This window comes from Streptomyces sp. NPDC093085, assembly GCF_040683935.1.
Classification (GTDB): Bacteria; Actinomycetota; Actinomycetes; order Streptomycetales; family Streptomycetaceae; genus Streptomyces.
In genome coordinates this window covers 451806-477731 of the sequence record NZ_JBFBFB010000001.1, presented here as the reverse complement: position 1 = coordinate 477731, position 25926 = coordinate 451806, and the positions used below count along the sequence as shown (strand labels likewise).

Annotated in this window: 19 protein-coding genes; 12 read left to right on the top strand and 7 right to left on the bottom strand. The window is 73.3% G+C overall.

Annotation, left to right across the window (positions count from 1 at the left end; all coding sequences use genetic code 11):
* Positions 1–56: 56 nt before the first annotated feature.
* Together AB0O07_RS01885 and AB0O07_RS01880 are read left to right on the top strand one after the other, a co-directional pair.
* The gene (locus AB0O07_RS01885; protein WP_365627894.1) at positions 57–659 is read left to right on the top strand and encodes an XRE family transcriptional regulator; all 603 of its coding nucleotides are present in this window, start codon (positions 57–59) and stop codon (positions 657–659) included.
* Between the two features lie 298 nt (positions 660–957).
* The gene (locus AB0O07_RS01880) at positions 958–5241 is read left to right on the top strand and encodes a molybdopterin-dependent oxidoreductase (RefSeq protein WP_365627891.1); all 4284 of its coding nucleotides are present in this window, start codon (positions 958–960) and stop codon (positions 5239–5241) included.
* 90 nt (positions 5242–5331) lie between these two features.
* On the opposite strand, the gene AB0O07_RS01875 is transcribed toward AB0O07_RS01880, so the two are convergent.
* On the bottom strand, positions 5332–6729 hold the full coding sequence (locus AB0O07_RS01875; RefSeq protein WP_365625286.1) for an aspartate aminotransferase family protein: 1398 nt from the start codon (positions 6727–6729) through the stop codon (positions 5332–5334).
* 86 nt (positions 6730–6815) lie between these two features.
* Positions 6816–7292 carry an NUDIX domain-containing protein gene (locus AB0O07_RS01870; protein WP_365625283.1) on the bottom strand — a complete coding sequence of 159 codons (477 nt, stop codon included), beginning with the start codon at positions 7290–7292 and terminating at the stop codon, positions 6816–6818.
* 207 nt (positions 7293–7499) lie between these two features.
* On the opposite strand from AB0O07_RS01870, the gene AB0O07_RS01865 reads away from it, so the two are divergent.
* Positions 7500–8300, top strand: a complete 801-nt coding sequence (locus tag AB0O07_RS01865; RefSeq protein ID WP_365625280.1) for an ATP-binding cassette domain-containing protein — start codon at positions 7500–7502, stop codon at positions 8298–8300.
* A gap of 132 nt (positions 8301–8432) precedes the next feature.
* Entirely contained in the window at positions 8433–9434 is a 1002-nt protein-coding gene (locus AB0O07_RS01860) for a helix-turn-helix domain-containing protein (RefSeq protein WP_365625277.1), read from the top strand.
* Between the two features lie 141 nt (positions 9435–9575).
* On the opposite strand, the gene AB0O07_RS01855 is transcribed toward AB0O07_RS01860, so the two are convergent.
* Entirely contained in the window at positions 9576–10100 is a 525-nt protein-coding gene (locus AB0O07_RS01855; RefSeq protein ID WP_365625274.1) for a hypothetical protein, read from the bottom strand.
* A 230-nt stretch (positions 10101–10330) separates the two neighbouring features.
* Between AB0O07_RS01855 and AB0O07_RS01850 the strand changes: the two genes are divergently transcribed.
* Together AB0O07_RS01850 and AB0O07_RS01845 are read left to right on the top strand one after the other, a co-directional pair.
* Positions 10331–10894 carry a WHG domain-containing protein gene (locus AB0O07_RS01850; RefSeq protein WP_365625271.1) on the top strand — a complete coding sequence of 188 codons (564 nt, stop codon included), beginning with the start codon at positions 10331–10333 and terminating at the stop codon, positions 10892–10894.
* 44 nt (positions 10895–10938) lie between these two features.
* On the top strand, positions 10939–12135 hold the full coding sequence (locus tag AB0O07_RS01845; protein WP_365625268.1) for a GDSL-type esterase/lipase family protein: 1197 nt from the start codon (positions 10939–10941) through the stop codon (positions 12133–12135).
* 58 nt (positions 12136–12193) lie between these two features.
* Here the strand turns inward: AB0O07_RS01845 and AB0O07_RS01840 are convergent, their stop codons facing one another.
* Positions 12194–12748, bottom strand: a complete 555-nt coding sequence (locus AB0O07_RS01840) for a DUF1697 domain-containing protein (RefSeq protein ID WP_365625265.1) — start codon at positions 12746–12748, stop codon at positions 12194–12196.
* A gap of 115 nt (positions 12749–12863) precedes the next feature.
* Between AB0O07_RS01840 and AB0O07_RS01835 the strand changes: the two genes are divergently transcribed.
* Complete coding sequence (locus tag AB0O07_RS01835; RefSeq protein WP_365627888.1) at positions 12864–13742, top strand: aminoglycoside phosphotransferase family protein; 879 nt, start codon at positions 12864–12866, stop codon at positions 13740–13742.
* Positions 13743–13842: 100 nt separating this feature from the next.
* Here the strand turns inward: AB0O07_RS01835 and AB0O07_RS01830 are convergent, their stop codons facing one another.
* Entirely contained in the window at positions 13843–14589 is a 747-nt protein-coding gene (locus AB0O07_RS01830; RefSeq protein WP_365625262.1) for a 3'-5' exonuclease, read from the bottom strand.
* Positions 14590–14734: 145 nt separating this feature from the next.
* Positions 14735–15967 carry an SAV2148 family HEPN domain-containing protein gene (locus AB0O07_RS01825; RefSeq protein ID WP_365625259.1) on the bottom strand — a complete coding sequence of 411 codons (1233 nt, stop codon included), beginning with the start codon at positions 15965–15967 and terminating at the stop codon, positions 14735–14737.
* A gap of 378 nt (positions 15968–16345) precedes the next feature.
* Here AB0O07_RS01825 and glgX point away from each other — a divergent pair, with 378 nt between their 5' ends.
* The 4 genes from glgX (at position 16346) to AB0O07_RS01805 (ending at position 23046) form a co-directional block, all read left to right on the top strand.
* Positions 16346–18466, top strand: a complete 2121-nt coding sequence (gene glgX, locus AB0O07_RS01820) for a glycogen debranching protein GlgX (RefSeq protein ID WP_365625256.1) — start codon at positions 16346–16348, stop codon at positions 18464–18466.
* Between the two features lie 87 nt (positions 18467–18553).
* Positions 18554–19396: a GNAT family N-acetyltransferase gene (locus AB0O07_RS01815; RefSeq protein ID WP_365625253.1), complete on the top strand. Its 843-nt coding sequence runs from the start codon at positions 18554–18556 to the stop codon at positions 19394–19396.
* Positions 19397–19475: 79 nt separating this feature from the next.
* Positions 19476–21818: a malto-oligosyltrehalose synthase gene (gene treY / locus AB0O07_RS01810; protein ID WP_365625250.1), complete on the top strand. Its 2343-nt coding sequence runs from the start codon at positions 19476–19478 to the stop codon at positions 21816–21818.
* A gap of 148 nt (positions 21819–21966) precedes the next feature.
* Complete coding sequence (locus AB0O07_RS01805) at positions 21967–23046, top strand: lytic polysaccharide monooxygenase (protein WP_365625247.1); 1080 nt, start codon at positions 21967–21969, stop codon at positions 23044–23046.
* A 222-nt stretch (positions 23047–23268) separates the two neighbouring features.
* Here the strand turns inward: AB0O07_RS01805 and AB0O07_RS01800 are convergent, their stop codons facing one another.
* Complete coding sequence (locus tag AB0O07_RS01800; RefSeq protein ID WP_365625244.1) at positions 23269–23817, bottom strand: DUF1707 and FHA domain-containing protein; 549 nt, start codon at positions 23815–23817, stop codon at positions 23269–23271.
* 303 nt (positions 23818–24120) lie between these two features.
* Here AB0O07_RS01800 and treZ point away from each other — a divergent pair, with 303 nt between their 5' ends.
* Complete coding sequence (gene treZ / locus AB0O07_RS01795; protein WP_365625241.1) at positions 24121–25908, top strand: malto-oligosyltrehalose trehalohydrolase; 1788 nt, start codon at positions 24121–24123, stop codon at positions 25906–25908.
* Positions 25909–25926: the final 18 nt, after the last annotated feature.

Sequence of the window (25926 nt, the reverse complement as noted above, 5' to 3'; positions counted from 1 at the left end):
CCGATGACGACCTCGACGACCTCCACCGGCGCGCTGTCGGTCTGCCGGAGCGCGAGATGGACCCCGGTCTCGCCCGGCAGCCGGTGGACCTGGAGGCGAGCATCGCCCGCCAGGTGCGGCGCTACCGCGTCGCGGCGGGGCTGTCCGTGGCCGAGATGGCCGCCCGCGTCGGCATCTCCAAGGCCATGCTCTCCAAGATCGAGAACGCCCAGACCTCGTGCAGTCTCACCACCCTCGGCCGCCTCGCGACCGGCCTCGACGTCCCGGTCACCGCCCTGTTCCGGGGCGTGGACGCCGAACGCGAGGCGGTCTACGTACCGGCGGGGCACGGCGCGCGGATCGTCCGGCGCGGCAGCCGGGTCGGCCACCTCTACGAGCTGCTCGGCGCGCTGCGCGGACCGCACAAGCGGATGGAGGCGGTGCTCGTCACGCTCACCGAGTCCAGCGAGGTCTTCCCGCTCTTCCAGCACCCCGGTACCGAGCTGCTCTACATGCTCGAAGGCACCATGGTCTACGGCCACGGCGAGGCCCAGTACACGATGCGGGCCGGTGACGCGCTCCAGCTCGACGGCGAGGGCCCGCACGGCCCCCAAGAACTGGTCGAACTCCCCATCCGCTTCCTGTCGGTGACGGCGTACGGCGACCACGGCGGCGAGTGACCCCTCGGGCGGCGAGCGCCCCCACCCGCGACGGGTGCCCCCTGTCCCGCACACTCACCCGCTCTCCCCGCACTCCCCTGCTCGCTCCCGCTCGCTCCGGCTCCTCACCGGGCCGCGCCGGCCGCTGTGTGACAGGCGTAACCCCTCGCGCGCGCCCGATGTGACGTGCGGGTAACGGGCGCTCCGTACCGTGGGGCTCCCCCGCCCCGCGCCCCCGTCGCGCCCCGGAGAGAGGCCGCCCGTGACCGCAGCACGACCCCACGACGACCCCACCGGCACCACCGCCACCACCACCCGGATGCGGACCGTCTGCTCGTACTGCGGTGTCGGCTGCGGGATGCTCCTCGACATCGGCGCGGGCCCCGATGGCGCGAGAACCGTCCTCAAGGCGTCCGGCGACCCGGCCCACCCGGCCAACCGGGGGCGGCTCTGCACCAAGGGCGCGACCTCCGCCGCCCTGCTCACCGCCCCGGGCCGGCTGACCACCGCGCTCGTACGGGAGGAGCGCGGCGAGGCGCCCGTACCGTCGCCGACCGAGGCCGCCGTGGCGGAGACGGCGCGGCGGCTGCGCGCGATCCTCGACCGGGACGGGCCCGACGCCATCGCCCTCTATGTGTCGGGGCAGATGTCGCTGGAGGCCCAGTACCTCGCCAACAAGCTCGCCAAGGGCTTCCTCCGCACCAACCGCGTCGAGTCCAACTCCCGGCTCTGCATGGCGAGTGCGGGCAGCGGCTACAAGCTGTCGCTCGGCGCGGACGGCCCGCCCGGCTCGTACGAGGACTTCGAGCACGCGGATGTCTTCCTGGTCACCGGCTCCAACATGGCCGACTGCCACCCCGTCCTCTTCCTCCGCATGATGGAGCGGGTCAGGGCGGGCGCCAGGCTGATCGTGGTCGACCCCCGGCGCACCGCCACCGCCGCCAAGGCCGGTCTCTTCCTCCAGATCCGGCCGGGCACCGATCTCGCCCTGCTCAACGGTCTCCTCCACCTGCTGGTGGAGAACGGCCGTACGGACCCGGAGTTCATCGCCGAACACACCGAGGGGTGGGCGGAGATGCCCGCCTTCCTCGCCGCGTACCCGCCCGCCGAGGTCGCGGAGATCACCGGCATCCCGGAGGCCGACATCCGCCGCGCCGCCGAGTGGATCGGGGACGCGGGCGCCTGGATGAGCTGCTGGACGATGGGGCTCAACCAGTCCACCCACGGCACCTGGAACACCAACGCCCTGGTCAACCTCCATCTCGCGACCGGCGCCATCTGCCGCCCCGGCGCCGGCCCGTTCTCCCTCACCGGCCAGCCCAACGCGATGGGCGGCCGCGAGATGGGGTACATGGGGCCGGGGCTGCCGGGCCAGCGCTCGGTGCTCGTGGCGGAAGAGCGGTCGTTCACCGAGGAGTTGTGGGGCGTGCCGCCGGGAACGATACGGCCCGACGGCTTCGGCGAGGGAACGGTGGACCTCTTCCGGCGCATGGCCGACGGCGACATCAAGGCGTGCTGGATCATCTGCACCAACCCGGTCGCCTCCGTCGCCCACCGCGCGACGGTCATCGAGGGGCTGGAGCGCGCCGAGTTCGTCGTCACCCAGGACGTCTTCGCCGAGACGGAGACCAACGCGTACGCGGACATCGCGCTCCCCGCCGCCCTCTGGGCCGAGTCCGAGGGCGTCCAGGTCAACTCGGAGCGCACCCTCACCCTGAGCCGGCGGGCCGTCGAGCCGCCGGGGGAGGCGTGGCCGGACTGGCTGATCATCGCGCGGGTCGCCTGCGCGATGGGGTACGAGGACGCCTTCGGCTACGGCAGCGCCGAGGAGATCTTCGAGGAGATCAAGCGCGCCTGGAACCCGAAGACCGGCTACGACCTGCGCGGGGTGAGTTACGAGCGGCTGCGCGGCGGCCCGGTCCAGTGGCCCAGCGCCACCGCCGACGGCCCCGACCGCAACCCGGTCCGCTACCTCAACGACGGCGTCAGCCAGAGCCTCGCCGTAGGGGCCGACGGCAGCCGCCCCCGGCTCGCCTTCCCCACCCCCTCCGGCCGGGCGGTCTTCCATCCGCGTCCGCATCTGCCGGCCGCCGAACTCCCCGACGACGACTTCCCGTTCGTCCTCAACACCGGCCGGCTGCCGCACCAGTGGCACACGCTGACGAAGACCGGGAAGGTCGCCGAGCTCAACAAGCTCGACCCCGGCCCCTTCGTGGAGATCCACCCCGACGACGCACGGGACCTGGGCATCGCGGAGGGCGACGCGGTGGAGGTGGCCTCGCGGCGCGGGCGCGCGGTGCTGCCGGCGGTGGTGACGGAGCGGGTACGGCCCGGCGGCTGCTTCGCCCCGTTCCACTGGAACGACCTCTTCGGGGAGTACACCTGCGTCAACGCGGTCACCAACGACGCGGTCGACCCGATCTCCTTCCAGCCGGAGCTGAAGGTCTGCGCGGTGTCGCTGACGCGGCTCGCGGCGGGGGCGGAGGGTGCGGCCGGGGGTGCGTCCTCCGGCGACGGCCACGACGCCCACGACGGTCACGACCGTCAAGTGGCCGCGCTGGCCGGGGTGTTCGGTACGGAGGCACCGCCTGTGCTCGGTCCGGAGGAACGCCGCTATCTGGCGGGGTTCCTCACGGGGCTGGGGGCGGGTCCTGGTGTGCGGGAGGCGCGCGGGGTGCCGGTGCTGCCGGTGCACGCGCCGTTCACCCCGGCGCACGCCCTGTGGGTCAACGGGGTGCTGGCCGGGATGTACTCCCGTACGGTCGCGGGGGCCGGGGCCGCCGAGGTGGCCGAAGTGGCCGAAGCGCGGGTCGCCGCCGGCGCTCCCGGGGGTGAGGTGGTCGTCCTGTGGGCCTCCCAGACCGGCAACGCCGAGGAGGCCGCCGCCCTGGTGGCCCGGCGGCTGACCGAGGAGGGCCACCGGACGCGGCTGCTCAGCATGGCCGAAGCGGCGGCCGACACGGTCGGGCAGGGCGCGGCCCTGCTGGTGGTGACCAGTACATACGGGGACGGCGAGGCGCCCGACAACGGCAGCCGGTTCTGGGAGACGCTGAGCGGACCCGGCGCGCCCCGGCTGGAGGGCGTACGGTACGCGGTCCTCGCCCTCGGGGATTCGTCGTACGACGACTTCTGCGGCCACGGCCGACGGCTCGACGCCCGCCTGGGCGAACTGGGCGCCGTACGCCTGGTGGAGCGCGCCGACTGCGAACCGGAGTACGAGCGGCCCGCCGGCGAGTGGCTCGACCACGTACGCGCGGCCCTGCGTACGGAGACGGGAGAGGGAGCGGGAGCAGGAGCGGGAACGGGAACGGGAACGGGAACGGGAACGGCGGAGGCAACGGGAGCGCCGAAGGAGCCGGGTGAGGCGGGTGAGGCGGCCGGTACGGACCCGGACCGTACCGGCGGTGCCCCGGTGTCCGTACGGTCCGTACCGGCCCCCGCCCTCTCCTCGGCCGCATCCTCCTCGGCCGCCTCTCCCCCGGCCGCTCCCCCGCCCGTCACCGCCCGTCTCACCGGCAACCGTCTGCTCAGCCTCCCCGGGGCCGCCAAGGAGGTGCGCGAGTTCACCTTCGACGCCTCCGACAGCCCCGTCCCGCTCCGGTACGAGGCGGGGGACGCGCTCGCCGTGCACCCCGTCAACTCCCCCGGTCTCGTGGCCGAATGGCTCGCCGTCACCGGGCTCGACCCCGCCTCCCCCGTCACGTTGTCCGGCCTCGGCCCGGTGGCGCTCGGGGAGGCCCTGCACCGGCATCTCGACATCGCGGCGGTCACCCCCGCCCTGCTCCGCCTCGTCCTGGACCGGACCCGCGACCGCACCCTCGGCAAGCTCCTCCGCCCCGACAACAAGGGCGAACTCGCCCAGTGGGCCTGGGGGCGCCAGGGTGTCGACGTGCTGGCCGAGTTCCCCGTACGGGCCACGGCGGAGGAATGGGCGGCCACCCTCAAGCGGCTGCGGCCCCGCCCGTACTCCATAGCGTCCAGCCCGCTCGCCGACCCGGGTCTCGTCCGGCTGACGGTCTCGGTGATCCGGTACGAGAACCGTCAGGGCCGCCCGCGGCAAGGCGTCGCCTCGGCGTTCCTCGCGGACGCGGCGCCCGGTACCCCCGTACCGGTGCGGGTACGGCGCTCTCCGCACTTCCGCCCGCCGGCCGACCCCGCGGCCCCGCTGGTGATGGTCGGCCCCGGTACCGGGGTGGCGCCGTTCCTCGGCTTCCTCCAGGAGCGGCGGGCCCGGGGCCACCGGGGGCCCAACTGGCTCTTCTTCGGCGAGCAGCGGCGCGCCACCGACTTCTACTACCGGGAGGAACTCGCCGCGCTGCGCCGTGACACCACCCTGACCCGGCTGGACACCGCCTTCTCGCGCGACCAGCGGGCCAAGGTGTACGTACAGGACCGGATGCGCGAGCACGGCGGCCGGCTCTGGTCCTGGCTCCAGGACGGCGCGTACTTCTCGGTCTGCGGCGACGCCTCCCGGATGGCCGGGGACGTGGACCGGGCGCTCCGCGAACTCGCCGTGGTGCACGGGGGGCTGGACGAGGAGGGGGCCGCCGCGTACGTCGAGCGGCTGGCGGCGGAGAAGCGGTACGTACGCGACGTCTACTGAGCGGGACCCCCCGCTCCGGGAGCGGAAGGCTCCCGGAGCCCCCGCCGAACCCCCGCGCCGCAAGCCCCCCCCGGGGCGAAGCCCCCCGCGTCAGCCTGCGGCGTGGGCCTCGCCGATCGCCTGGTCCAGGATGGTGAGGCCGAGGGAGAGTTCCTCCTCGGTCGCGGTCAGCGGCGGCGCGATCCGGAAGACCCCGCCCATGCCGGGGAGTTGGACGATGTTCATATGCAGTCCGAGTTCGAGGCAGCGCCGGGTGACCCGGGCGCCCAGCTCGTCCGAACTCTCCTTCGTCTCGCGGTCGGTGACGAGTTCGAGCCCGGCGAGCAGCCCCCGGCCCCGGATGTCGCCGACGACCTCGTGGCGCGTGGCGAGCTCCGCCAGGCCGTTCCGGAGGAACTCGCCGAGCGAGCGCGCGCGTTGGTCCAGCTTCTCGTCGGTCAGGACGTCCAGGACGGTGTTGCCGACGGCGGCCACCAGGGGGTCGGCGACATGGGTGGTGAAGAAGAGGAACCCGCGCTCGTACGCCTCCCGTTCGATCTCGGCGCTGGTGACCACGGCAGCGAGCGGCAGTCCCGCACCGAGTGTCTTGGAGAGCGTGAGGATGTCGGGGACGATGCCGTCGCGTTCGAACGCGTACCAGGTCCCGGTGCGGCAGAGGCCGGTCTGCGCCTCGTCGAGGATCAGCAGCATGCCGCGTTCCCGGCACTTGTCGCGCAGCGCCGCGAAGTACCCGGCCGGTGGTTCGATGATCCCGCCGGAGCTGAGAATCGGTTCGACCAGGCAGGCCGCCAGGCTGCCGGTCGACTGGGCGTCGATCAGGTCGAAGGCGAAGTCGAGCTGGCGGCGCCAGTCCAGCGCGCCGTCGGGCGTGGTGAAGTCGGGCCGGTAGGTGTTGGGGACGGGGATGGCGAAGTTGCCGGGCGCCGCGGGACCGTACCCCTTCCGTCCCGCGCTGTACGTGGCGGAAGCGGCGGCCTGCGTCATGCCGTGCCAGGAGCGGGCGAACGAGACGATCTCGTGCTTCCCGGTGACGAGCTTGGCCATCCGGATCGCGGCTTCGTTGGACTCGGCGCCGGTCGTCAGGAGCAGCGCCTTGTCCAGCGGGGCGGGCAGCGTGCCGGCGAGCCGCCGGGCGAGATCGACCACGGGGCGGCTGAGCATGCCGCTGTAGAGATGGTCGAGGGTCGCGACCTGCCGCTGGACGGTGGCGACGATCTCGGGGTGCGAGTGGCCGAGGATCGCGCTCATCTGGCCGGAGGTGAAGTCGAGGATCTTCCTTCCCTCCGCCGTGAACACGAAGCTGCCCGAGGCGCGTTCGATGATCTCGTGGGTGAACTCGCCGCCGTAGCGCACGAGATGCTTTCCGGCGTCGGACCAGAAGGTCTCGGCGGAGCGCGCCCCGGAGGTCGCGTCGGAGGAGACGGCGGAGGAGGACGTGGTCGCGCCGGAGGCGGTGGCCGGGGTCGGAGCAGAGGTCGAGGCTGTCATGGTCCCGACCGTAGGCCGGGGGCGGGGACACGTCCATCGGTGGCCTGGCCGCGGGCGCCGGCGACTGCGGCCGGGGACGGCCGTCCTCAGGGCGCCGCCGTGCCCAGCCGGAGCAGCGGCAGTACGTGGTCGCGTACGGCGGGGGCCAGCGTCAGGTCCTCCTCGTCGCCGGTCACCCAGCGCAGCGCGGCGAGTTCGGCGGCGGGGCGCGGGGTGCCGCTGATCCGGGTCTCGAAGACCGTCATCCGCAGGGGCACCCCCTCCAGCGCGGCGACCGACGCCACCTCCGCCAGGAACCGGGGCTCCTGCGGTACGACACCCAGTTCCTCGTCCAGCTCCCGGACCAGCGTGTCCGTCAGGGACTCGCCGGGATCGGGTTTGCCGCCGGGCAGACAGAAGACGTCCGGGGCCGCCTTCTTGCTGACGACCATCAGCCGGCCCGCTCCGACGATCACGGCGGCCACGACGGTCAGGGGCTCCGGCGCGGTCCCCGGCTCGGGCTCCCGGCCGGTCCCGGGCTCGCTCGCGGTCCCGGGACCGGTCGCGGATTCCTCTGCGGTCATGGGCGGCATTCTGCCAGCCGGTAGGATCAGGTGTATCGGCCATGAATACCTTTCGGCGCCGATCGGTTCGAGCGGGCACCCTCCCTGACCGGGACAGTTCGGTGCACGACGCTCGCCCTCTCCCCTCCCCCTCTCCCCTCTCTCCGCCCGCCGGAGCTCCGTTCCGCCGGGCCGACCTGCTCGAACTGCTCGAAGGAGTACCCGCTGATGACGGACGTGGTGGTACGCGCGGACGACGTGGATGTCGTACGGGACGGAAAGCTGCTGCTCGACTCGGTCTCCCTGACCGTGCGCGCCGGGGAGCACTGGGCGCTGCTCGGGGCCAACGGGGCCGGGAAGAGCACGCTGCTCGGAATGGTCGGCGCGGTCACACACCCGACGCGGGGCACGGTCGAGATCCTGGGCGAGACCCTGGGCCGGGTCGATCTGCGGGAGCTGCGGACCCTGCTGGGGCATGTGAACCCGCGCCATCCGCTCCGTTCGCCGCTGCGGGTGGGCGATGTGGTGCTGACCGGGCTCACCAACTCCGTGGAGCCGCTGCCGCGCTGGTCGGCCTCGGCCGAGGAGCGGGAGCGGGCGGGGCGGCTGCTGGCGATGCTGGGCATGGGCGGCAAGGAGGACGCGCGGTGGCCGACGCTCTCGCAGGGCGAGCGGGGCCGTACGCTCATCGCGCGCTCGCTGATGCCCCTGCCCCGGCTGCTGCTGCTGGACGAGCCGGCCACCGGGCTCGACCTGGCCGCACGCGAGCAGTTGCTGAGCGCCCTGGACGCGCTCAGGTCGGCCCATCCCGAGCTGGCGACGGTGCTGGTCACGCACCATCTGGAGGAGCTGCCCGCGTCCACCACGCACGCGATGCTGCTGCGCGCGGGGCAGTGCGTCGGGTCGGGCCCCGCCGACGACGTGCTCACCACGGACCAGGTCAGCAAGTGCTTCGACCACCCGGTCCGGATCTCCCGTACGGAGGGACGCTGGTCGGCCCGCGCGGACCGCGCCCCGGCACCGCTGTAGCCGCCGTTACGCCGCCATGACAGCCACCGTTATTCGGACAACCCTCCCCATCCCGGAACCGTCGGTCATCTCCGGCCCGTCTGCTTCAACGGTGTGTCACGGGGGCGGACGCGCCGCGGGGACGTGGGGGACATGCTGCGGATCGGCTTCGGCACGGACGATCTCAACCGGCTGCGGGTGGCGGCGGCCGGCGACTTCATGTGGGAGGTGGTCCTCAGCCTGCATCTGCTCCAGAACCGGCACGCGGCCCTGGTCTTCGACCCATGGCGGAGGCAGGTCCGCGAGGGGCTGGCGCGAGCCGGACTGCTCCGGACGACCCGGGCCCTGATGGAGGTGAACCCGTGCGCCTCCTACTTCCCGGACTTCCTCACCCCCGGCCTCGGCAGCCCCGACCCGGACACCGGAGTGGACGCGGTGCTCTCCACGCCCCGGCGGCGCTTACGGTACGAACTCGCCCGGCTCTACCCGGACCGGCCGATGCCGGCGGGCGTCCGCCGGATCGCCGAGGGCGGGAGCGAGGCGCTGCACCGGCTGGGGGCCGCGGTGCGCGCGTACCACGCGGTGGCGGTGGCGCCGTACAAGACGGTCATCGACCGGGCCATCGGCGCCGACCTGGCGTTACGCTCGGGCTCGGCGCTGGCGGCGGGGGCGGAGGGGCTGCTGGGCAGCTACCAGCCGGAGCTGCTGTCGTGGCGGGACGGCCGGCTCGAATGCGGCTACCCGTTCGACCGGGGCCTGGAGCTGAACGGCCGCCCGCTGACCCTGATCCCGTCCTTCTTCTGCATCCGGCAGCCGGTCGCCCTGACCGCGCCCGACCTCCTCCCCGTCCTGGTGTATCCGCTGCCGCTCGCACCGGGCTGTCTGACGGGGACCGGGCCGGGCGGCGCACCCGGTGGGCACTCCGTGGACCGGCTGCACCGGCTGCTGGGCCCCACCCGGGCCCGCGTGCTGGAACTGCTCGGCCGCCCGATGTCCACCAGCGGCATCGCCGCCGCCCTCCACCTCTCCCCGGCCAACGCCAGCCGCCATGCCACGGTGCTGCGGGAAGCGGGGCTGGTCGGCTCGTTCCGGGACGGGCACCGGGTGCTGCACCGGCGGACGGGGCTGGGCGAGGCGCTGCTGAACGGGCAGTGAGTGCGGGGGGCCAGTGGGTGCGGGGCAGCGAGGACGGGGCGGCGAGAGTGCGGGGCGGCGCGTGCGGCGCCGCACGCGCGAGCGCCCGCCTCGGGCCGGGCTGCGGCCGTGCGGCGGGCGCCATGTGGTGCGGCGTGCGGATCAGCAGTTCTTGATCTTCCAGATCGGGTCCCAGTTCCACCACGAGGGAGCCGTGTCGCGCGCGGTCGACGTGTAGTAGACCCCGCCACTCCCGTTGTAGAACGTGGCCACCGTGCCGGTGGTCTGGTAGTTGTAGAAGCCGCCGGTGCCACCCCAGTAGGACAGCGAGTAGGTGGCGCAGCGGTACAGGTCGAACACCTTGTACGTGCCGCGGGTCGGATCCCATACACGGGCGCACAGCCGACCGGTCGCGCAGTCGTAGGTGTTGCCGGATACGTACCGGATGTTTTCAGCGGCCGGCGAGATCGTCGGAGAGGTCGCCAGCACACCCGCTTCCGCCCGCGTACCCGCGTTCCGCTCAGTGGCGCCGACCGTCTGGGGCGCCGCCTGCGGAGCAGTGTCGGCCGCCTGCGCCGGCACCACGCCCAGCAGCGCGGTGAGCACCAGTCCCGCCGCCGCGGCCACCCCCGCCAGCCTTCGAGATCTCAGATCCATCCGGAACAACCGCATCGTGCTGCCCTCCATGTCCCATGTCCTGGTTTCACTCCGTAAAGCGGGTCATCCGCTCGCGCCCCATCGTGGTGCGGCCCGTGCGGGGCAAACGAAACATTCGACGAATACGCAATCAAGGCGGCGGATACGCCGGTTTCCGGACGGGCGCCCATCTCCCGGCTAAAGTGTTTTCGCATTTGCCTATAGGTTGTAGGCACATGCATAATCACTTCAGGCTGGGCGAACGAAGGGACCGGACGACCATGGCGCGCGTAGGACTGACGACGGAGCGGCTGGTGCGGGCGGGGGCCGAGCTGGCGGACGAGGCCGGGTTCGGCGAGGTGACCGTCTCGGCGCTGGCCAGGCGGTTCGGGGTCAAGGCGGCGAGTCTCTACGCCCATGTGAAGAGCTCGCACGACCTCAGGACCCGGATCGCCCTGCTCGCCCTGGAGGAGCTGGCCGACCGGGCCGCGCTCGCACTCGCCGGGCGGGCCGGCAAGGACGCCCTGATCGCCTTCGCCGACGTCTACCGGGGGTACGCCCGCGAGCACCCCGGGCGGTACGCGGCGGCCCAGTACCCCCTCGACCCGGAGGCCGCGGCGGCCAGCGCGGGCGGGCGGCACGCGCAGATGAGCCGGGCCGTCCTGCGCGGCTACGGCCTGGCGGAACCGGACGAGACACACGCCGTCCGGATGCTCGGCAGCTTCTTCCACGGCTTCGTCAGCCTGGAGCTGGCGGGCGGCTTCAGCCACAGCGCCCCCGGCTCGGAGGAGTCCTGGCGGTGGCTCCTGGACCGCATCGACGCCCAGCTACGCGCAGAGCGATAGACGAGCACGACCGGACAGACCCGACAGAACAGAAGCGAGAACTCATGCATCCCACCAGCCCCACCACCTCTGCCACCCCCCTCCGCACCACCCCCGTCACCGCCGAACTGCTGCGCGGCGCCATCGAGGTGGAGCGCACCGGGCGCGGCGGCGTCCTGCCGCACCGGCTGCCCGCGTGGGCCCGCGCGCAGTGCGCCGACGGACAGCTCGCGATGGCCGAGTCCCAGCCCGCCGGGGTACGGCTCGCCCTCCGCACCCCGGCCACCGTCCTGGAGCTGGACACCGTGCCCACCAAGCGGGCGTACGTGGGCGTGCCGCCCCGTCCCGACGGCCGGTACGACCTGTTCGTCGACGGCCGCCCCGCCGGGCAGGCGACGGCGGCCGGCGGGAACACCCTGACCATCGACATGTCGGCCGGAACCATGGAGACGACCACCGGCCCGGCCGCCACCGTCCGCTTCGACGGGCTGCCCGAGGGCGTCAAGGACATCGAGATCTGGCTGCCGCACGACGAGACCACCGAACTCCTCGCCCTGCGCGCCGACGCCCCTGTCGAGCCCGCGCCCGCGACAGGGCGCCGGGTCTGGCTCCACCACGGCAGTTCGATCAGCCAGGGCTCCAACGCCGCGAGCCCCAGCGGCACCTGGCCCGTCCACGCCGCCGCGCTCGGCGGGGTCGACGTGGTCAACCTGGGGTTCGGCGGCGGCGCGCTGCTCGACCCGTTCACCGCCCGTACGGTGCGCGACACGCCCGCCGATCTGATCAGCGTCAAGATCGGCATCAATCTGGTCAACGCCGATCTGATGCGGCTGCGCGCGTTCGGCCCGGCCGTCCACGGGTTCCTCGACACCATCCGCGAGGGCCACCCGGAGACCCCGCTGCTGGTGATCTCCCCGGTGCTCTGCCCGATCCACGAGGACACCCCGGGCCCCAGCGCCCCGGACCTGTCGGGGATCGCCGAGGGGCGGGTGGGGTTCCGGGCGACCGGGGACCCGGCGGAGCGCGCGCAGGGGAAGCTCACCTTGGGGGTCGTACGGGAGGAGCTGGCCCGAATCGTGGCGGCGCGGGCGGCCGGGGACCCGTATCTGCGGTATCTCGACGGCCGGGCGCTCTACGGCGAGGACGACTCCGCCGCGCTCCCGCTCCCGGACGACCTCCACCCGGACGCCGCCACGCACCGCCTCATGGGCGAGCGCTTCGCCGCACTCGCCTTCGCCCCGGAAGGCCCGTTCGCCGGCTGAGGCGAACCACGGGCCGGGGGCGCCGGTCAGGGGACGGCGCGGCCAGGGAGGGCGCCGGTCAGGGGGTGGCGCCGGCCATCTCGATCAGTTTGGTGACGGTGTTCCAGTTACGGCTGGTGACCGTCATGCCCCGGAAGAAAGCGGGCCTGCCGAGCGCCTCGCCCAGCTTGGAGCGGCCGAGGCCGTCGGGCGCGTACAGATAGAGCGCCCGGTCGCCGAGCCGGAACTCCTCCGGGAGGTATCCGGCCGGGTCGAGGGAGGCGAACCTCTCGGGGTCCGCGGGCCCGGAGAGGCAGATCAGATGGAGCTGCTTCCCCGCCAGTTCCCCGGCGGGGAAGGGGCAGGCGTCGGCCACGGCGCTCAGGTAGGCGGCGCTCCGTACAAGGCAGTCGACGGTGAACCCGAAGCGCTCCTCGATGGCCCGCTCCAGCCCGGCGGCGAGTCCCCGCTCGTCCTCGGAGTCGCTGGTGAAGACGGCGTTGCCGCTCTGGAGGTGGGTACGGACGGCCCCGTGCCCGAGGCCGGTGAGCAGCGCCCGGAGGTCGGCCATCGGGAGCTTCCGGTGGCCGCCGACATTGATCCCGCGCAGCAGCGCCACATAGGTCGTGGTCATGGGCCCACGATAGGACGGTGCCCGACGGCGGTCCCGGGCCGGGTGGGAGACTGCTCGGTGGCAGGGCGCGCGGCGGACCGCGCGCCGTGGGCGACCGGGAGTGAGTGAGCGGACGATGGACGAGGCGCGGGCACGGAGGGTTCTCGCCGCCGCCGGGCTGGCGCGCGGCACGGCGGAGCTGCTGGCCCTCGGCGAGAACGCGGTGTTCGGGACGGCGGACGGCCTGGTCGTCAAGGTGGGCAGGGACGCCAGGGACCACCCCGAGCTGCTGGCGCGGGCCCGGCGCGAGGTCGCCCTGTCCTCCTGGCTCGCGGAGTCCGGGGTGCCGGCGGTACGGGCGGCCGAGCCCGCCGCGCGGGAGGTGGAGGGCCATCCGGTCACCGTCTGGCACCGGCTGCCCGAGGCCGTACGCCCGGCGGCCCCGGCCGATCTCGCCGCGCTGCTCCGGCTCGTCCACGCACTGCCCGCGCCCGACCCCGCGGTGCTCACGCTGCCCCGGCGGGAACTGCTCGGCGGGGTCGAGCGGTGGCTGCGGATCGCGGGCGACACGATCGACCCCGCCGACGCCGACTATCTGCGCGGGCGCAGGGACGGCTTCGCCGAGGCCGCCGCCACCCTCACCCCCCATCTGCCGGTCGGCCCGATCCACGGCGACGCGCTGCCGCGCAACGTCCAGGTCGGCCCGGACGGGCCCGTCCTGGTCGACCTGGAGACCTTCTCCGCGGACTTCCGGGAACACGACCTGGTGGTCATGGCGCTCTCCCGGGACCGGTACGGGCTGGCCCCCGAGGCGTACGACGCGTTCACCGAGGGGTACGGCTGGGACGTACGGGCCTGGTCCGGCTGCCCGGTCCTGCGCGGCGCCCGCGAAACGGCGAGCTGCGCCTGGGTGGCCCAGCACGCCCCGGTCAACCCGAAGGCCCTGGCGGAGTTCCGCCGCCGGGTGGCCTCCCTCCGCGAGGACGACCCCGAGGTCCGCTGGTACCCCTTCTGACCGACAGCCCCAGCACCCCGGCACTTCCTCCCCCGTACGGGACCGGAACGGGACACCCCGTCGTACAGACCCCGTCGGACCGCCCCGGTCGGGCGCCCCGTCAGGAGGCCCGGGGCGCTGCCTCCGTCGTCGCGCCCGTCGCCGCCGTCCCCGTCGCCGCCGGCCCGCGCAGTGGCCACCCCGTGTCGACCACCGCGTCCTCGTTGCCCTTTCTCCGCAGGAAGCGCTGGAAGTCCGCCGCCCACTCCTCGTACCAGGTGATCTGACGCTCGTGCAGCTCCGCCGGGGTCAGCGCGGCCACCGAAGCGTGCCGCTCGGCTATCGCGGTGGCGACCCGCGCCGCGGCCAGCGCGTCCGCGCCCGCGTCGTGCGCCGCGTCCAGCACCACGCCGTACTCCCCGCAGACCGCCTCCAGATTCCGCTTGCCCCTGCGGTACTTGTCGACGGCCCGGTCGATCGTGTACGGGTCGATCACCGGGCCGACCGGGCCGAGCCCCGGCAGTCCGTGGCGGCGCAGCTCCGCGGCGAGCAGCGTGAGGTCGAACGGCGCGTTGTACGCCACGACCGGCACCCCGCGCGCCCAGTAGCCGCGCAGCGCCGCCGCGATCTCGCCGGCCACCTCGGGCGCCGGGCGGCCCCGTGCCGCCGCGTGCTCGCTGCTGATGCCGTGCACCGCGGAGGCCTGGGCCGGGATCCGGATGCCCGGGTCCGCGAGCCAGCTCCGCTCCCGTATCACCTCGCCGCGCCGTACCTCGACGACCGCCGCCGTGACGATCCGGGCCTCCAGCGGCTCCGTACCGGTGGTCTCCAGGTCGAATCCGACCAGCGGTTCCCCGTGCCAAGTCATCGTGTGGCCCTCCTTCGTGGTGCGGTGGTGCGTTCCCCCGCCTCCCCCGCGCGGTCTCCCCGTCGGAGTACCACCCTGACACGCGCCACTGACAACGCCCGGTCAGGAGGGCACCGGGAGAGCAGGGGAGAGCGCCGGGAAGCCGTCAGGAGACCGGCCGGGAGTCGGTCCAGACCGACTCGAACTCCTCGCGGTAGGTCTGGAAGAGCCCGGTCTCGGTGTCCTGCCCCGCCCGGACGACCTCACGCCCCCCGCCGCGCAGCACCAGCACCGGCGCCTCCATGCCGCGCGCGCGGCGCAGATACGACTGGACGACGGCGAGCCCGTCCGGGCCGTCCCCGTCGACCAGGTAGGCGGTGAAGCGGGGCGTCTCGTCGAAGACATGGATCTCGAAGGCGCCGGGGTCCCGGAGTTTGGAGCGCACCCGGCGCATGTGGAGGATGTTCATCTCCACGGAACGGCTCAGCTCCCCCTTGCGGAGCCCCAGCTCGCGCTCGCGGCGCTTGACCGCGCTGCTCGCCGGGTTGAGGAAGACCAGCCGGGTGCGGCAGCCGGACTCGGCGAGCCGGATGAGGCGCCGTCCGGAGAAGTTCTGCACCAGCAGGTTGAGCCCGATGCCGATGGCGTCGAGCCGCCGCGCGCCGCCGAAGAGGTCCTCGGCGGGGAGCTGCCGCTGGAGTCTGACCCGGTCGGAGTGGACGGAGACGACATCGCCGTACCGGTCGCCGACCAGGTCCTCGACCGCGTCGACGGGGAGCCGCTGGACGGCGGGCGGGGAGCTGCCGGCGCCGAGGATCTCCAGCAGCCGGGCCGAGGCGCGCTCCGCCTGGGCGAGGACGGTCTCGGAGAGGGCCCGGTTGCGGGAGACGACGTTCCGGGCGACCTCCAGTTCGTCGAGGGCCAGCTCGACATCGCGGCGGTCGTCGAAGTACGGCTCGAAGCACGGCCAGTGCTGCACCATCAGCTCTCTGAGCTGCGGCAGGGTGAGGAAGCTGAGCACATTGTCGTCGGCCGGGTCGAGGAGGTACCCCTTGCGGCGGGAGACCTCCCGTACCGCGACGGCCCGCTGTACCCACTCCTGCCCGGCCGGGCCCGCGGCGGCGACGACCCACTCCTCGCCGTGGACGGGCTCGTAGATGGGGCGCAGGACGGCGGCCACGACGGCGCGGAGCCGTTGCTCCACCAGATTCAGCCAGATGTAGGCCCGCCCGGCCCGCTGGGCGCGCGTACGGACCTCGTTCCAGGCGTCCGCGCCCCAGTCCAGTTCCGCCCCGATCTCCATCGGTCGCGCGAGCGAGACCGCTCCGGGCGGGATGTCGCCGAATTCCCCCGCATGACCTGCGTCACCGGGGGGCAGCTCCAGCCCTCCCCCGCTCACCCGCGCACCCGCCTTCTCTCCCTTTTCAACGATCAAGGAAGGGTACTCCGCCGACCGGACAAGGTGCAGCAGGATGCGCAGGCTCCTTTCTCAACTCCCTTGATCGTGAGGCTTGTTCCTGGCGCCGACTTCGCCCGGAGTGAGATGGTTCATAGCGGTAACGCCTGGTCCTCACCCTCGCCGGCCGGGGCGCGGGGAGCCTGCCGGGGCGGCTGAGCAGGTTGACCGGTCCGGGCGACCCCACGATGCACAGGATTGACCGCCGTGGGGCTGGAAGTGCCGAGAATGTCCCGAGTTGCTAGGTCGTCGCCCTCCTTTCGGGGAAGATCTGGCCCAACAGCCCGCTCCACCCGGATCAGAAATGGAAGAGTCCTATCTATGCAGGTCTGGCCGGGACAGAGATATCCCCTCGGCGCCACGTACGACGGCGCCGGTACGAACTTCGCCGTCTACTCCGAGGTCGCGCACCGGATCGAGTTGTGCCTGCTGCACGACGACGGTTCGGAGACGGCGGTGGAGCTGCGCGAGACCGACGCCTTCGTGCGCCACGCCTATCTGCCCGGCATCATGCCCGGTCAGCGCTACGGCTTCCGGGTGCACGGCCCGTACGAGCCGGAGCGCGGCCACCGCTGCAACTCCGCCAAGCTCCTCCTCGACCCGTACGCGCGTGCGATCAGCGGCTCCGTCGAGTGGGGTGAGCCGGTGTACGGCTATCACTTCGGCAAGCCGGACTCCCGCAACGACATGGACTCGGCCCCGCACACCATGTCCTCGGTCGTCGTCAATCCGTACTTCGACTGGGGCGACGACCGGCGCCCGCGTACCGACTACCACCGGACGGTGCTCTACGAGGCCCATGTGAAGGGTCTGACGATGCTCCACCCGGCCCTCCCCGAGGAGCTGCGCGGCACCTACGCCGGGCTGGCCCACCCGGCGGTGATCGAGCATCTGACCGAGCTGGGGGTGACCGCGCTGGAGCTGATGCCGGTGCACCAGTTCGTCAACGACCACCGGCTGGCGGACGCGGGGCTCGCCAATTACTGGGGGTACAACACCATCGGCTTCTTCGCCCCGCACAACGCGTACGCCTCCTGGGGCGACCGGGGCGAGCAGGTCCTGGAGTTCAAGCAGGCCGTACGGGCGCTCCACCAGGCGGGCATCGAGGTCATCCTCGACGTGGTCTACAACCACACGGCCGAGGGGAACCACCTGGGACCCACGCTCTCCTTCCGGGGGCTGGACAACGCGCAGTACTACCGGCTCTCCGAGGACCAGCGGTACTACACGGACACCACCGGCACCGGGAACTCGCTGCTGATGCGGAGCCCGCATGTGCTCCAGCTCGTCATGGACTCGCTGCGGTACTGGGTGACCGAGATGCATGTGGACGGCTTCCGCTTCGACCTCGCGGCGACGCTCGCCCGCCAGTTCCACGAGGTGGACCGGCTCTCGTCCTTCTTCGACCTGGTCCAGCAGGACCCGGTGGTCAGCCAGGTCAAGCTGATCGCGGAGCCGTGGGACGTCGGCGAGGGCGGCTACCAGGTGGGGAACTTCCCGCCGCTGTGGACCGAGTGGAACGGGAAGTACCGCGACACCGTGCGGGACCTGTGGCGCGGCGAGCCGAGGACGCTCGCCGAGTTCGCCTCCCGGCTGACCGGCTCCTCCGACCTGTACCAGGACGACGGGCGCCGGCCGCTCGCCTCCATCAACTTCACCACCTGCCACGACGGCTTCACCCTGCACGACCTGGTCGCGTACAACGACAAGCACAACGAGGCGAACGGCGAGTCCAACCGGGACGGCGAGAGCCACAACCGGTCGTGGAACTGCGGGGCGGAGGGCCCGACCGAGGACCCGGAGATCCTGGAGCTGCGCCACCGCCAGATGCGGAACTTCATCGCGACGCTCATGCTCTCGCAGGGCGTGCCGATGCTCAGCCACGGCGACGAGTTCGCCCGTACGCAGGGCGGCAACAACAACGCGTACTGCCAGGACAACGAGGTCTCCTGGGTGCGCTGGCCGGAGCCGGGCGCGGAGACCGACCGGACGATGCTGGCCTTCACCCAGGCGATGGTCTGGCTCCGCAGGGACCACCCGGTCTTCCGGCGCCGGCGCTTCTTCCACGGGCGCCCGGTGGAGGGCACGCACGACGAGCTCTCGGACATCTCGTGGTTCACCCCGGAGGGTGAGGAGATGACCCAGCAGGACTGGCAGGCGGCGCACGCGCAGGCGATGACGGTCTTCCTCAACGGCTCCGCGATCTCCGAGCCCGGCCCGCGCGGCGAGCGGATCTCCGACGACTCCTTCCTGCTGATGTTCAACGCGGGCGGGCAGGAGGTGGAGTTCCGGGTTCCGGTGAACCACGGGCGGCAGTGGCAGGTGGTGGTGGACACGGCGCGGCCGGAGGGCGTGGTGCGGGGGCAGGGCGAGAAGGTCGCGGGCGGCGAGCGGCTGAAAATGATCGGCCGCAGTATGACGGTGCTCATGCGCCCGGCGTGAGGGCGGGGATACGCGCTCGCACGCCCCGGGCCGTACGCCCTCGGAAACCCGGTTGCCGGGGCCGCGCGCGGGTGGTCCAGTGGCCGGATGGATCACTCTCGGCGCACCCGCCCCCAGGACCTGGACCGTACGGCCGTACTGGCCGCTTTCGACCGTCAGGTACGGCGGGACGCGCGGCCCGAAGGACCCGGCGCCCGGATCGAGCGGGACGGCCGGGTCGTCCGCCATGTCGGCGACGCGGACACCTGGAACGGCGTGCTCTGGTCGGACCTCGGCGGCCTGGACGGCCCCGCCGTGGACGCCGTGATCGCCGCCCAGCGGGACCGCTTCGCCGCGCTCGGGCTGGAGTGCGAGTGGAAGCTGTACGAGCACGACCGCCCCGCCGACCTCGGCTCCCGGCTCCGTGCCGCCGGGTTCGTCCCGGAGCCCACGGAGACCCTGATGGTCGCGGAGTGCGCGGCCCTGACCGGCGCCTTCGACGCCGCCGGTGCCCCGGGCCCCGCCCTGCCCGAGGGGTTGCGGCTGCTCCCGGTGACCGACGCGGCCGGGGTGGAGCTGCTGGTACGGGTCCACGAGGCGGCGTTCGGGCCGGACCGCTCCCGGGTCGGGGAGCGCCTCGCCGCCCGGCTCGCGAGCGCCCCGGAGACCGTCGCCGCGAGCGTCGTCCTGGCCGGTGACACCCCGGTGAGCGCCGCCCGGCTCGAACTCCGGCCGGGCACCGACTTCGCCGGGCTCTGGGGCGGCGGCACCGTACCGGAGTGGCGTGGCCGGGGGCTCTACCGCGCGCTGGTCGGACACCGCGCCCGGATCGCCTCGGCGCGGGGTTTCCGCCATCTCCAGGTCGACGCCTCGGAGCTGAGCCGCCCCATCCTGGAGCGCCTGGGCTTTGTCGCGCTCACCACGACCACCCCGTTCGTCCGGACGCCGTAGGCCACAGGCCCTACCGTGGAGGCGGAACACGCGCCACCCTGATGACACAGAATCAGAGAAGCGGGGTACGTACGACCGTATGACGCCCACTGCGACCTACCGGCTCCAGCTCCAGCCGGAATTCCCGTTCTCGGCCGCCGAGAGAGCCGTGCCGTATCTCGCCGCGCTCGGGGTCTCGCATCTCCACCTGTCGCCGGTGCTGGAGGCCGTCCCCGGCTCCCCGCACGGCTACGACGTGGTCGACCACTCCGCCGTACGGGCCGAGCTGGGCGGCGAGGAGGGGCTGCGGCGGCTCGCCGGGACCGCCGGCGAGCACGGGATGGGGCTGGTGGTGGACATCGTGCCCAACCACATGGCCGCCGATCCCGCCCACAACCACGCCCTGTGGGAGGTGCTGCGGGAGGGCCCGGACTCGCCGTACGCGCGCTGGTTCGACATCGACTGGGCGGCGGGCGACGGCAAGGTGCTGCTGCCGGTGCTGCCCGCGCCCGTCGGCGACGAGCTGGCGGCGGGCACGCTGCGTGTGGTGGACGGGGAGCTGCGCCATGGCGAGCGGCGCTTCCCGCTCGCCGCCGGGAGCGAGGAGCTCGAACTGCCCGCGCTGCTCGACGCCCAGCACTACCGGCTCGCCTGGTGGCGGCTGGCCCGTACCGAGCTGAACTACCGGCGGTTCTTCACCATCCCGGAGCTGATCGGGGTCCGGGTGGAGGACCCGGAGGTCTTCACCGCCACCCACGCCAAGATCGTCGAGCTGGTACGGGACGGGGTCGTCGAGGGGCTGCGGGTCGACCACCCGGACGGGCTCGCCGACCCGGAGGGGTATCTGCGCCGGCTCAACGAGGCGACCGGCGGCTGCTGGACGGTGGTGGAGAAGATCCTCGCCGACGACGAGGTGCTGCCCGCCGGGTGGGCCGTCGCGGGCACCACCGGCTATGACGCGCTGCGCCATGTCGACGGGGTGTTCACGGACGGCGCGGGCGCCGAGGTGCTGGAGCGGCGGTACCGCGATGTGGTGGGCCCCGCCGGTGACCGGGGCGGCTACTGGAACGGGACGGCGCGGCGCGCCGCGTACAAGGTGCTCTACCACGAACTGGCCGCCGAGACCGCCTTTCTGGTCCGCACGGCCCAGCGGATCTGCGCCGCCGACCCGGCGCTCCGCGACCACGCGCCGTGGGCGCTGCGCACCGCGATCCGCGAGCTGCTGGTCCGGGTGCCGGTCTACCGCCCGTATGTGACGGCGGGCGGGCCCTGCCCGGCGGCGGCCGAGGCGGCGGTCTCCGAGGAGGCGGCGCGGCAGGCGAAGACGGCGTTCACGGTGGAGCGGGAGGCCGCCGCCGTGGATGTCGTACGGGAGCTGGCGCTCGGGCGGCTCGGCGCGGGCGAGGACCAGGCGGCGTTCTGCGCCCGGTTCGCGCAGACCGCGTCCGCGCTGCGCGCCAAGGCGCTGGAGGACACCGCGTTCTACCGCTACACGCCGCTGATCTCGGCGAACGAGGTGGGCGGCGACCCGGGCAGCCCGGCGGTGTCCCCGGAGCGGTTCCACGCGTACTGCCTGCGGCTCGCGCGCGACTGGCCGTCCACCGGCACCGTACTGACGACGCACGACACCAAGCGGAGCGCTGACGTCCGGGCCGGGATCGCGGTGCTCGCCGAATGCCCCGAGCTGTGGGACCGGCTGCTGGAGCAGGTGGCGGGGGTGGCGGCGCCGGATCCGCAGGTGGCCTGGCAGGCGTGGCAGACGGCGGTGGGGTTCACCCCGGCCGTGGACGGGGCGCCGCCGGACGGGGCGCGGATGGTGCCGGCGGTGCTGAAGGCGGTCCGGGAGGCGGGGCTGCGGACGAGCTGGACGGAGCCGGATCCGCTCTACGAGCAGGCGGTGGCGGCGTTCGTGGAGGCGGGGCCCGCGGGCCCGGCGCGCCGTACGGTCACGGCGCTCAACCGGGCGCTCGCGCCGTACGTACGGGCCGGGGCGCTGGGCGCGGCGCTGGTTCACCTGACGATGCCGGGGGTGCCCGACCTCTACCAGGGCACGGAGCGTACGTACTCGGCGCTGGTGGACCCGGACAACCGGGGCCCGTTCCGCACCGGGCCGCCCGACGACCGTACGGTGGTCACGACGGCGGCGCTGCGGCTGCGCAGGGAGCGCCCCGAGGTCTTCGCCGAGTCCGGTACGTACACCCCGCTGCGCGCGGCGGGCCCGGCCGCCGCGCATGCGCTGGCCTTCGTCCGTACCGGCGCCGTGGTGACGGTGGCGACCCGGCTGCCGTTCGGCCTGGAGCGCGCGGGCGGCTGGCGCACGACGGAGCTGGCGCTGCCGCCGGGGCGGTGGCGGGATGTGCTGACGGGGCGTGAGACCGAGGGGACGGTACGCCTCGCGGAGCTGCTGGACCGGATGCCGGTGGCGCTGCTGACGGGGGTGTGAGGGGCGGGCACGCCGTCCGGCGGCCTGTTACCGGAAGTTCGGCCCGTGCCGTTTACAGGGTGGCCCAGGCGCGCTACGTTCCGGAATGGGAGCGCTCCCACTCACCCGCCTCCCATCGCTTTGTCATGATCATGCTGAAGGGACCCGCATGATGACCCGCACGAAGGAACACCCCCCACTCTCGCCGCACCACCGCCGCAGAGCCGTCCTTCTCGCGCTGCTCGCCGTCCTCCCCGCCCTGCTGCTGGTCTTCACGGACAGCGCGCCCTCCGCCGCCCACGGCACCCCGATGCAGCCCGCGAGCCGTACGTTCATGTGCTGGCGCGACGGTCTCACCAGCACCGGGGAGATCAAGCCGGTCAACCCCGCGTGCCAGGCCGCCGTCGCGGAGAGCGGTACGACCCCGCTCTACAACTGGTTCTCCGTGCTCCGCTCCGACGGGGCCGGGCGGACCCAGGGCTTCATCCCCGACGGCCAGTTGTGCAGCGGCGGCAACACCACCTTCAACGGCTTCAACAAGGCCCGCGCCGACTGGCCGCTCACCCATCTGACCTCGGGTGCCTCGCTCGACTTCTCGTACAACGCGTGGGCCGCGCACCCGGGTTGGTTCTACGTCTACATCACCAAGGACGGCTTCGACCCGACGAAGACCTTCGGCTGGGACGACCTGGAGTCCACTCCGTTCATGACGATCGACCACCCGCAGGTCACCGGCCAGGTCGGCACGGTGGAGGGCGCGTACAAGTGGACCGGGAACCTGCCCTCGAACAAGAGCGGCCGGCACATCATCTACATGGTGTGGAAGCGCTCCGACTCCACCGAGACCTTCTACAGCTGCTCCGACGTGGTCTTCGACGGCGGCAAGGGCGAGGTGACCGGCGTCGGCGAGCCCGGCTCCCCGTCCGACCCGCCGAGCGACCCGCAGGCCACCTGCACCGCCACCCGGAAGACCACCAACTCGTGGTCGGGCGGGTACCAGGCTGAGGTCACCGTCACCAACACCGGCGCCAACCCGATCCTGGGGTGGATGGTCGAGTTCACCCTGCCGACCGGCCAGAAAGTCGACAGCCTCTGGAACGGGAACGCGACATACAACGGGCAGGCGGTGATGGTGCACAACGTCGACTGGAACGGGTCGCTGGCGGCCGGTGCCTCAGCGACCTTCAGCTATGTCGTCAACGGCGGCGCGGCGGACGCGACCACGTCGCAACTCTGCACCGTGCACTGACGCGGGGCGCGTGAGTCCGGTTACGAGAACGGTACGTCCGCGCGCCGAGCGTCCGCGTGACTCCGGCCCCGGCCCCACACGGTGGCCGGTCAGTCCCCGGCCCGCCGCCACACCCCCCACACCGGGCGGCGGGCCGGGGCATGCGCGTGCCCGGGGCACGGGCGGGCATGGGGCACGGGCGGACATGGGGCATCCGCGAGGGCGTACGGGGCGGGACCCGGCTCAGCCGGAGGAGAGCCGGAAGCTCATCTGTCCGAAGGTCACCAGGTCCCCGTCGCGGACGACCACCACCGAGGTGACGCGCTGTCCGTTGACGGTGGTGCCGTTGGTGGAGCCGAGGTCGCGCAGGATCCACCGGTCGCCCTGCCGGCTCAGCTCGGCGTGGAGCCGGGAGACCGTGTCATGGCTGAGCCGCAGCCCGTTGACCGGGTCGCGTCCTATCCGCAGCGGGTACGGGCCGGGCGGCGGCAGCAGCAGTTTCGGCAGCCGCTCGGCCCGCCACGCGCTGCTCAGCCGGTGCGAGAACGCCGAGATCCGGCCGACCGCCCCGAACACCCGGCGGGACCAGCGTCCTTCGGGCTCCAGGTCCGCGGTGAGCAGCTTCAGCTCACTGGCCTCACGGGCGGCGAGCGCCAGATCCGTCCGGCGCAGAAAGGTGTCGTGCGACAGCTTCCCCTGCGCCATACCGTCCCTGAGCACCGCGAGGACCCGGTCGCGCTCGGCGTCGGAGAGCCGCGCGGGGTAGGCCTGGGGCTCGAAGGAGGACGTCACAGACGTGATTGTCCTTCCGAAAGCCTTGACGTGTCCAGACGGTTCCCCACAGTCAGCCCCATGGCTCACGCCACAGCCGGCCCACACCAGGCCCACAGCCCCGCCCCGCGCTCCGTACCGTATCCGGGTCGCACCCGCGCCGTATGCGCGCCTGACGTCAACACGCCCCACTCCCGGTTCACTCTCGGAGCGCCGCCCCCGCCACTGGATCCGCCGCGACCGGCGCGCCCGGGGGCCTCCTCCTTGCCACCATGAAAGGGACACGGCCAGAGGGGCCGGTGCCGGAGACAAGGGGGATCGCCCGTGCGGTTCGAGGTGTGGGCGCCGAAGGCGCGGGAACGGGTGGACCTCCATCTGAGGAGCGCACCCCCGGACACGGCCCCGGAGACCGTACTCCCGATGGACCGGGATCCGGCCCGCCCGGGCTGGTGGACGGCGGATCCCCCCGAGGACCCGGCCCCCGGCACCCGGTACGGCTACGCGCTGGACGAGGGCCCCGTACGCCCCGACCCGCGCTCGCGCCGCCAGCCGGAGGGGCCCGACGGCCTCAGCGCGGTCGTCGACCAGGAGGCGTACGACTGGCGCGTGCCCTGGGCCGGGCGGCCGCTGGCCGGCGCGGTCCTGTACGAGCTGCACATCGGGACGTACACCCGCGAGGGCACCCTCGACGCGGCGGCGGCCCGGCTCGGGGAGCTGGCCGAGCTGGGCATCACGCATGTCGAGCTGATGCCGGTCTGCCCGTTCCCCGGGACGCACGGATGGGGGTACGAGGGGGTGTCGCTCTGGGCGGTCCACGAGCCGTACGGGGGCCCCGAGGCGCTGAAGCGCTTCGTCGACACGGCGCACGGCCTGGGGCTCGGGGTGGTCCTCGACGTCGTCCACAACCACCTCGGCCCGGCCGGCAACCATCTGCCCGCGTACGGCCCGTACTTCACCGACACCCACCACACCCCGTGGGGCGCCGCCGTCAACCTCGACGCCCCCGGCTCGGACGAGGTCCGCGCGTATCTGCTGGGGAGCGCGGTGGCCTGGCTGCGGGACTTCCGGCTGGACGGGCTGCGGCTGGACGCGGTGCACGCGCTCGCCGACGACCGGGCGCTGACGTTCCTGGAGGAGCTGACGGCTGCGGTCGACGCGCTCGGCGCCGACCTGGGCCGTCCGCTCTTCCTGATCGCCGAGTCCGATCTCAACGACCCGCGCACCACCACGCCCCGGGCGGAGGGCGGGATCGGGGTGCACGCGCAGTGGAACGACGACTTCCACCACGCCCTGCACGCCGCCCTCACCGGCGAGTCCCAGGGGTACTACGCCGACTTCGCCCGCGCCCCGCTGACGGCCCTGGCCAAGACGCTGACGCACGCGTTCTTCCACGACGGTACGTACTCGACCTTCCGGGGCCGTACACACGGGCGCCCCGTCGACCGGCGGCGGACCCCCGCGCGGCGCTTCCTCGGCTACGCGCAGACCCACGACCAGATCGGCAACCGGGCGCGGGGCGACCGGCTCTCGGCGACCCTCTCCCCCGGGCTGCTCGCCTGCGCGGCCACGCTGGTGCTGACCGGGCCGCACACGCCGATGCTCTTCATGGGCGAGGAGTGGGGGGCCGGCACGCCGTGGCAGTTCTTCACCGACCACCCCGATCCGGTGCTCGCGGAGGCCGTACGGAGCGGACGGCGCCGGGAGTTCGCCGCGCACGGCTGGGCGGCGGAGGAGATCCCGGACCCGCAGGACCCGGCGACCCGCGACCGTTCCTGTCTCGACCGTACGGAGCGGGAGCGCGCCCCGCACGACCGCCTGCTGGCCTGGCACCGCGAGCTGATCGCCCTCCGCCACGCACACCCGGACCTGACCGACCCCGACCTGGCGGCGGTCCGGGTCGCCTACGACGAGACGGCCCGCTGGCTGGCGTACCGCAGAGGCGACCTCCGCGTGGCGGTGAACCTGGCGGCCACCCCGGCCCACCTCCCCCTGGGCCCCCACCCGGCCGCCCCGCCCCGGATCCTGGCCACCTGGAATCCGGTCCGGCCGCCGGGCCCGGACGGGGTGCTGAGCCTGCCCCCGGAGTCGTGTGCGGTCCTGACGGACGGGTGAGGGCGGGGCCGTGCGGCG